Source organism: Jatrophihabitans sp., from assembly GCF_036388195.1.
GTDB lineage: Bacteria > Actinomycetota > Actinomycetes > Mycobacteriales > Jatrophihabitantaceae > Jatrophihabitans_A.
This window is the reverse complement of record NZ_DASVSG010000005.1, coordinates 1-8316: the sequence shown is the minus strand read 5'-3', so window position 1 is coordinate 8316 and position 8316 is coordinate 1. Positions and strand designations below refer to the sequence as shown.

Annotated in this window: 4 protein-coding genes and 1 pseudogene; 2 read left to right on the top strand and 3 right to left on the bottom strand. The window is 71.6% G+C overall.

The window, feature by feature from the left end; genetic code table 11:
• Window positions 1–140: 140 nt before the first annotated feature.
• From VF612_RS00235 to ppc, 3 genes are all read right to left on the bottom strand, one after another.
• Window positions 141–629 carry a methylated-DNA--[protein]-cysteine S-methyltransferase gene (locus VF612_RS00235; protein WP_408657835.1) on the bottom strand — a complete coding sequence of 163 codons (489 nt, stop codon included), beginning with the start codon at window positions 627–629 and terminating at the stop codon, window positions 141–143.
• The gene (locus VF612_RS00230; protein WP_408657834.1) at window positions 626–2128 is read right to left on the bottom strand and encodes a DNA-3-methyladenine glycosylase 2 family protein; all 1503 of its coding nucleotides are present in this window, start codon (window positions 2126–2128) and stop codon (window positions 626–628) included. The genes VF612_RS00235 and VF612_RS00230 overlap by 4 nt, the downstream gene beginning before the upstream one ends.
• 86 nt (window positions 2129–2214) lie before the next feature.
• Window positions 2215–5055 carry a phosphoenolpyruvate carboxylase gene (gene ppc / locus VF612_RS00225; RefSeq protein WP_408657833.1) on the bottom strand — a complete coding sequence of 947 codons (2841 nt, stop codon included), beginning with the start codon at window positions 5053–5055 and terminating at the stop codon, window positions 2215–2217.
• Window positions 5056–5521: 466 nt separating this feature from the next.
• On the opposite strand from ppc, the gene VF612_RS00220 reads away from it, so the two are divergent.
• Entirely contained in the window at window positions 5522–7039 is a 1518-nt protein-coding gene (locus tag VF612_RS00220) for a sugar transferase (RefSeq protein ID WP_408657832.1), read from the top strand.
• 255 nt (window positions 7040–7294) lie between these two features.
• A pseudogene (locus tag VF612_RS00215) lies at window positions 7295–8316 on the top strand (laminin G); the annotation flags it as partial.

The window sequence follows — 8316 nt, the reverse complement described above, 5'->3', positions numbered from 1 at the left end:
TCGTCCTGGCTGACCTGGTCACCGATCACGCCCGCGATCACGCCGCCAGCTTCCACCACGCCGGCATCGAGCTCTACCCGGGCGAAGTCGACAAGCTGTGGTGACCCCAGCCGGGCGGTGTTGTCAGCTGGAGGGACCGATCACCTGGTCGAGCTGAGTCCTGCTGTTGCCAGCTCGTGGTCGAGTAGCCATTTCTTGGCGGAGAAGCCGCCTGCGTAGCCGATCAGCTTGCCGTCGCTGCCCACCACCCGGTGGCACGGGACGATGATCGAGATCGGGTTGCGGCTGTTGGCCGAGCCGACCGCCCGGACCGCCTTGGGATTGCCGATCTCCTCGGCGACCTCCCGGTAGGTCATCGTCGAGCCGTAGCGGATCTGGCGCAGCGCCTGCCACACCGCCCGCTGGAACGGCGTGCCCGGCGCGGTCAGCGGCAGGTCGAAGTCATCGCGCTCGCCGGCGAAGTACTCCTGGAGCTGGGTGCGGGCCTCGGCGAACTCCTCGTCCACCCGCGGGCCGAGCTCGGTCGGCTTGCGGCCGTGCTGATCGGTGTACAGGCCGGTGAGGCCCTCGCCGTCGCCGGTCAGCAGCAGCGGGCCCAGCGGTGAGTCGACGTAGCTGTGAATGATCATCGGTGTCCTTCGTCGTCAGAGGGTCCGTCAGAGGGTGTCTGGCCATGGGAGAGCGCTGGCTGGGGGTCGCCCAGCCGTGCCCACAGGTGATGGGTCAGGTAACTGCGCCAGGGTGCGGTGGCGCCCGGATCCAGCGAGCTGCCGCCGGGCAGCGTCGCCAGCGACTGGCGGATGCCGAGGTCGGTGCCCAGGTAGACGTCCGGGTCGCCGACCGCGCGCATCAGCAGGTAGTCGGCGGTCCACGGGCCGATGCCGGGCAGCCGCAGCAGCGCCGCCCGGGTCTCGGCCCGCTCCGAGCCCGGTCCCAGGACCAGCGCCCCGGTGGCGATCGCGGCAGCCAGCGCCACCAGGCAGCGCCCGCGCGCCCGGGGCATCGGCAGCGAGGCCGGATCCAGGCCGGCGACCAGCTCCGGCTCGGGGAACAGCCGCCAGTCCGGGCTGCCCTCGAGGCTGCCATCGAACGCCGGCCGGCCGTGCTCGGCGACCAGCCGGCCGAGCACCGTCCGCGCTCCGGCGACCGACACCTGCTGCCCGACGACGGCCCGGACGGCCATCTCGAAGCCGTCTCCGGCGCCGGGCGAGCGCAGCCCCGGCCGCCGGGCGACCAAGGGGGCCAGCGCCGGCTGCCCGGCGAGCACCTCGTCCACCGCCTGCGGGTCGGCGTCGAGGTCCAGCAGCCGCCGGACCCGGGCCACCGCGGCGGCCAGGTCCCGGTGGTCGGCCAGCCGCAGCCGGGCGGCCACGTATCCGGCGGCCGGCGCCAGCGACGCCAGGCCGGCGCCATGCGGCAGCCGCAGCGTCCGGCTGTACGTGGTCCCGTCGTAGCCCTCCAGGCCGGTGACCGCCCGGCCGGCCAGGAAGCGCAGGGTGGCCGCGAGGTCCATCGGAGCCCGGTACGCCAGCCGCAACTCGATCGTGCCGGGCTCGCCGGAGGCATGGCGCCGGGCGGCCCGCAGCTGGCTGGGGGTGCTGGCGAAGACCTCCCGGATGGTGTCGTTGAACTGCCGGATGCTGGCGAAGCCGGCCGCGAAGGCCACGTCCGAGGCGGCCAGGTCGGTGTTCTCCAGCAGGATCCGGGCGGTCTGGGCGCGCTGGGCCCGGGCCAGCGCCAGCGGCGGGGCGCCCAGCGCGGCGACCAGGGCCCGGCTGAGCTGGCGTTCGGAGTAGCCCAGCTCGCGAGCCAGGCCGGCGACGCCGTCCCGGTCGATCACCCCGTCGGCGATCAGCCGGACCGCTCGGCCGGCCAGGTCCGCGCGGGTGTTCCAGTCCGCCGAGCCCGGTGTCGCGTCCGGCCGGCACATCTTGCAGGCGCGGAAGCCGGCCCGCTGAGCGGCTGCCGAGCTGGGGTAGAAACCGACGTTGCGCCGGTGCGGCGTGCGGGCCGAGCAGGACGGCCGGCAGTAGATCCCGGTCGTCCGGACGCCGGTGTAGAACATCCCGTCGAAGCGGGCGTCCCGGCTGCGCACCGCGCGGTACGCGGCGTCCTCGTCGATCGGCATGGCTGTCAGTCTGCCCTGCCCCGGGGCGGGTGACTGGCGGTTTTCGGACACGCCATTTCGTGATACGGCCAGCGTCCGGGGCACGGTCAGCCGGTGTTGCGCAGGCCCGCGGCGACGCCGTTCATGGTCAGCAGCAGCGCCCTGCTCAACTGCTCGGCGCCGCCCTCGTCCGACGCCTCCCCGGAGCGGACCCGGGAGAGCAGATCGACCTGGGCGTAGGAGATCGGGTCCAGGTAGGCGTCCCGCACGCTCAGCGTCCGCTGCAGCAGGGGCTGGTCATCGAGCAGGAACTGCTCCTCGGTGATCCGCAGCACCTCGTCCACGGTCAGCTCGTGCTCGGCCTTGACCAGCTCGAACAGCCGGCGCAGCTCGACCGGCACCAGGCTCGAGACGTAGTGCGAGGCGATCTCCAGGTCGGTCTTGGCCAGCGTCATCTCGACGTTGGAGATGAACGTGCGGAAGAAGTGCCAGTTGGCGTGCATGTCGGTCAGCGCCTCCGCCAGGCCTGCCTCCCGGGCCGCCCGCAGGCCCGAGCCGACGCCGAACCAGCCCGGCACGATCTGGCGGGACTGGGTCCAGCCGAACACCCACGGGATGGCGCGCAGGCCCGAGATGCCGCTGCCCGAGTCCGGACGCCGGGACGGGCGGGAGCCGATGTTCAGCGAGCCGAGCTGCTCGACCGGGGTCGAGGCGAGGAAGTAGGCGGGCAGGCCGGGATCGTCGACGAACCTGCGGTAGGTGCTGAAGGCCGCCTCGCTGACCAGCTCCATGGTGTGGTTCCAGGTCTGCAGCTGCTCCGGACGCTGGCGCGGGGCCAGGTGCAGCGTCGAGGCCCGCAGCACGGCGGCCACGGTCAGCTCCAGGTTCTCCCGGGCCAGCTCGGGCAGCGCGTACTTGTCGCTGATCACCTCGCCCTGCTCGGTGAACTTGATCTCTCCGGCCAGCACCCCCCAGGGCTGGGCCAGGATCGAGTCGTAGGTGGGCCCGCCGCCCCGGCCGACCGTTCCGCCGCGGCCGTGGAACAGCCGCAGCCGGACCCCGTGCCGGGCCGCGACATCGCGCAGGGTGCGTTGGGCCTTGTGGATCTCCCACTGCGAGGTGGTGATCCCGGCGTCCTTGTTGGAGTCGGAGTAGCCGAGCATCACCTCCTGCACGTCACCACGCAGCCGGACGATCAGCCGGTAGGTCGGGTCCGACAGCAGGTCGTCCAGCACCTCGCCGCTGCGGCGGAGCTCCTCGACGGTCTCCAGCAGCGGGACGAAGCCGATCCGGGCCACCGGCCGCCGGCCGCCCCCGGGGTCGCCGGTGCCGTGCACGTCGACCAGCCCGGCCTCGCGCGCGAGCACCACCGCGGCGAGCACGTCGTCGGCGCCCCGGGTCATCGACACGATGTAGCTCTCGATCACCTCGACGCCATAGGTGTCCAGCGCCTGGCGGATCTCGGTGAAGACGGCGAAGGTCCTGGCGCCGGCCGCGTCCAGCGGCGGCGGGGTCTGGGCCAGCGGCCGGCGCGAGGCCAGCTCCTTCGACAGCAGCCGCCGGCGGTAGTCGCGGGGCAGGTCGGCGTAGAGCCAGTGCTCCTCCTGCAGCCGGTCGATCAGCTGGCCGACGGCGTGGTGATGGGCGTCGGCGTGCTCGCGGATGTCCAGGGTCGCCAGGTGCAGCCCGAAGATCGAGACGGTGCGCTCGACCCGGGCGAGCAGGCCGTCGGCGATCAGCCCGCCGGAGTGCTGGCGCAGCGAGGTGGCGATCAGCCGCAGCTCGGCCAGCAGCTCCGACCTGCCCAGGTAGTCGTGGCCGGGCAGGTGCCGGCTGCCGGAGTTGATCCGCTGCCGGGTGTTGAGGACCTTGTGCCGGATGCAGGACAGCTTCAGCCGGTACGGCTCGGTCTCGTTCAGCACCCGGATCCGGGGGTCGAGCTCGGGCAGGTTGGCGAGGTCGGCCTCGATCGAGGCGAGCAGCTCCGGCGCCACCCCGACGATCGAGCTGGAGGAGGACAGCTCGCCGATCAGCGCGTCGACCGCGGCCAGCGCCGAGCGGGAGGCCACGTGGTGCTGCAGCCGCAGAACCTCGCTGGTGACTGCGGCGGTGACGTTGGGATTGCCGTCCCGGTCGCCGCCGATCCAGGAGCCGAAGGTCAGCGGCCGGGCATCGGAGTCCAGCTGGGCGCCGTGCCGGGCCAGCTCGGCGGCGAGGTCGCTGGTGAAGTCCGGCACCGTCTGGTCGATCAGCTCCTGCAGGTAGTACACCGCGTTGCGGGCCTCGTCGACCGGGGTGGGCTGGTGCCGGCGCAGCTCGTCGGTCTGCCAGATCAGGTCGATGATCTCGGCCAGGTTGCGGTCCTGGCGCTGCCGGGCGGCGGTGCCGGGCTCGGTCGGGTCGGCGAGCACGTCGGCCAGCCGGCGGAGCTTGCTCAGGATGGACCGGCGGCTGGCCTCGGTGGGATGCGCGGTGAACACCGGACGCACGGCGAGGGCGTGCACCGCCTGGCTCAGGCCGTCCGGGCCGGCCTTGGCCGCGACCGCGGCCACCGAGCTCGCCAGCCACCCCTCCTCGGCCGGGCGGTCGCGCAGGCTGCGCACCCGGTGCACCTGCTCGGCTACGTTGGCTAGGTGGAAGTAAGCCGAGAACGCCCGCACCAGCGCCGAGACGGTGTCGGTGGGCAACCCGGCCAGCAGCGCCCGCACCTGGTCACGGGCGGCGGTGCGGTCTTCGAGCCGGACCGCGTCCTTGCTCTGTTTGGTCAGCGCCCGGACCTGCTCCACCAGGTCGAGCAGGCCCTCGCCGTGCTGGCGGACCAGCGAGTCGCCCAGCAGCCGGCCGACCCGCCGGACGTCACGGCGCAGGGGTGTGTCGTCGTCGCTCAGCCGGCTCGGGCCGGGCAGCTCGGACGCGGTACGAGTGGTCACCCCCCAATCTTTCCCCATCTGCCGCCGCAGGAAGGAACTGCAGCGGCACCGGGCGGCCAAGGGCCCGTTTCAAGCGTTATCGGTAACTATGCGCAGACACCCGATTACACAGAGCACTAACAAGGAGGTTAGGATAAAGTTGCCGAGGTTTTTCGGTTATTTAGCGCTTCCCAAACGTCCACTTCACCAGCTATAAACGTCACTGTTGCAGACGTCGATCGGGGGACGACGGGAGTAACGAACTGCCCCCTGAAGGTGCGTTGCAATGATGGAGTGGGAGTCATCCGGACAACAGGTTCCGGTTGGCGCACGGGGGGATATGCGGGCGGCTCCAGGGGCCGTCTGCGGCAACGGGGGAAAGATGTTTGGATCGGGCCTAGACGTAGGCGGAGACAATGGCGACCTGCCGCTTTCGAGCACGCTGGCGATCGACCGCGCGCCTGCGGCCGGATCCGGGTCCACGGCCGCGGCTGATCGGGCTGATGTGACCACCACGTTCTCCGAGGGCTTGCAGCCGCCTGTCATCGCAGGCTGGACCGACCCGAGCGCGCTCGAGCCTCCTCCTGAGGACGCCGGCGTCCTGCGCCGCTCCCGCTGGCTTCGCCAGTATCAGCGCGGCCTGGTCGTCGCCGACCTCGCCAGCGCCTGGGCAGCGATCGCCGTCGCCTACCTGCTGCGATTCGGCCTGAGCGCCTCCGCGCCGCTGAACGCGCTGGCCGCGGTGCTGCTGCCGCTGGGCTGGGTCGGCCTGATCGGTTTCAACCATGGCTACGGCGCCCGGCTGGTCGGCGTCGGCGCCGCGGAGTTCCAGCGGATCTTCCGCGCCTTCCTGCACACGACCGCGCTGATCGCGTTCATCTCCTTCGTGACCGATGCCGAGTTCGCCCGGGGATTCATCCTGATCGCGCTGCCGCTGGCGCTGTGCCTGAACCTGGCGGCCCGCTACACCGCCCGCAAGTGGCTGCACCACCAGCGTGCCCGCGGCCGGGCCATGAAGTCGGTGCTGCTGGTCGGCGATGCCGAGGCGATCAGCAAGTTCAGCATGGTGCTGCGCCGCGACGAGTACGCCGGCCTGCGGGTGGTCGGCGCCTGCGTGCCGTCCGAGGTGATCGCCGACATGCGGACCATCGACACCCTCGGCGAGGCCGACGTCCCGCTGCTCGGCGACGTCGACTCGATCGTCAGCGCGGTGCGGCTCAGCGGCGCCGACACCGTGGCGGTGGTGTCCTCCGGCGCGATCGGCCCGGAGAAGCTGCGCTGGGTGTCCTGGCAGCTGGAGGGCAGCTCCACGGACCTGATGGTCTCGCCCGGGCTGACCGAGGTCGCCGGCCCCCGGCTGCACATCATGCCGGTGGCGGGGCTGCCGCTGCTGCACGTGGAGGAGCCGAAGTTCTCCGGGTTCCGGCGGGTGCTCAAGGGCGCCTTCGACCGCCTGGTGGCGGCCGTGGCGCTGGTGCTGCTCTCCCCGCTGTTCGTGGTGCTCGCGCTGGCGGTCCGGCTGACCAGCTCGGGCCCGGCGCTGTTCCGCCAGGTCCGGGTAGGACGGGCCGGCAGCACCTTCGTGATGCTGAAGTTCCGGTCCATGTACGCCGACGCCGAGGAGCGGCTGGCCAGCCTGCGCGAGCAGAGCGACCACGGCGACGGCGTGCTGTTCAAGATGCGCCAGGACCCCCGGGTCACCCGGGTCGGCCGGTTCCTGCGCAAGTACTCCCTGGACGAGCTCCCGCAGCTGATCAACGTGCTGCTCGGCACCATGTCCCTGGTCGGCCCGCGGCCGCCGCTGCCCCTGGAGGTGGCGCGGTACGAGGACCACGTGCACCGGCGGCTGCTGGTGAAGCCAGGCCTGACCGGGCTGTGGCAGGTCAGCGGGCGCAGCGACCTCAGCTGGGACGAGTCGGTTCAGCTGGACCTGCGCTACGTGGAGAACTGGTCCCTCGGTGAGGACTTGTTCATCCTCTGGAAGACGGCCCGCGCGGTGGCTCGCGGCTCCGGAGCGTACTGAGCCAAGCACCCTGGGTAATAGTTGTTTACCCTTTGTGAATAAGGCTAAAATACTCTTAATCTGGTGCCGAGGGCCCGCGCTCCACTGATGCGCGGCCTCTTTTCCTAGCCCAGGCAACATCAACGAACCGGCGTAACCGGCGTGCGCTCTGAACAGCCAGAGTGGGCATAGGCAATGTTCTACGGGGGACATCACATGCATCTGCGACGCCTGCTTGCGGGTATCACCGCGGCAACCGCCGGAATTCTCGGTCTCGTGGCCACGACGCCCGCGAGCGCGTTGCAGGGCACCCTGCCCGCCAACGCCGCCTCGAGCTGGCAGACCAACGGGGCGGTGTCGGCGATCATCGCCGCCAACGGAGTCGTCTACCTGGGCGGTGAGTTCACCAGCGTCCGGCCGCCGGGCGCCACCGCGGGCTCGGGCGAGGTGCCCCGCACCCGCCTGGCCGCGTTCAACGCCAGCACCGGCGCGCTGATCACCTCGTTCAACCACAACGTCAACGGCGCGGTCAAGGTGCTCTCGATGAGCGCCGACGGGCAGACCCTGTACGCAGGTGGCGACTTCACCACCGTCGACGGCGTCACCCGCAACCGGATCGCGGCCTTCACCGCGTCCACCGGCGCCCTGACGTCCTGGAACCCCAACTCCAACGGCCGGGTCTCCGGCATCGCCGCGACCGCGTCGACGGTCTACGTCGCGGGCTCGTTCTCCACCATCGGCGGCCGCACCGCACGCCGGGTCGCCGCGCTGAGCCCGAGCACCGGCGCCGCCCTGGCCACCTTCACCACCACGCCGGACAACGTCGTCTACCAGATCGCGCTGACCCCGCTGGGCGACAAGCTCTACCTCGCCGGCGCGTTCCTGAACGTCAACGGCAACCCCGCCCACCACGCCGTCGCCGTCGTCGACACCAACACCGGCACGCCCCTGCCCTTTCCGGCCGCGTCGGTGATCCCGCCCAAGACCGAGTCCTGCATCGTCGAGGCCAAGTCGGTCAAGACCGACAACACCGGTGTCTACTTCGGCGTCGAGGGCACCGGCGGCGGCTGCTTCGACGGCACCTTCGCGGCGAACACCGCCGACGGCTCGCTGCGCTGGCAGAGCCGGTGCCTGGGCGCGACCCAGGCGGTGCAGCCGATCGGCGAGATCCTCTACACCGGCGCGCACAGCCACGACTGCGCCGAGGACCAGAGCTTCGACCCGGACGCCTTCCCGGAGATCGGCTGGGCCAAGGGGCTGTCGCGGCACCTGCTGTCGCGCACGGTCAGCGGCGGGCA

Bases quoted from the DNA above. Each gene is read 5' to 3' on its own strand.
- ppc (WP_408657833.1), bottom strand. From the start codon at position 5,055: ATGGGGAAAGATTGGGGGGTGACCACTCGTACCGCGTCCGAGCTGCCC.
- VF612_RS00230 (WP_408657834.1), bottom strand. From the start codon at position 2,128: ATGCCGATCGACGAGGACGCCGCGTACCGCGCGGTGCGCAGCCGGGAC.
- VF612_RS00235 (WP_408657835.1), bottom strand. From the start codon at position 629: ATGATCATTCACAGCTACGTCGACTCACCGCTGGGCCCGCTGCTGCTG.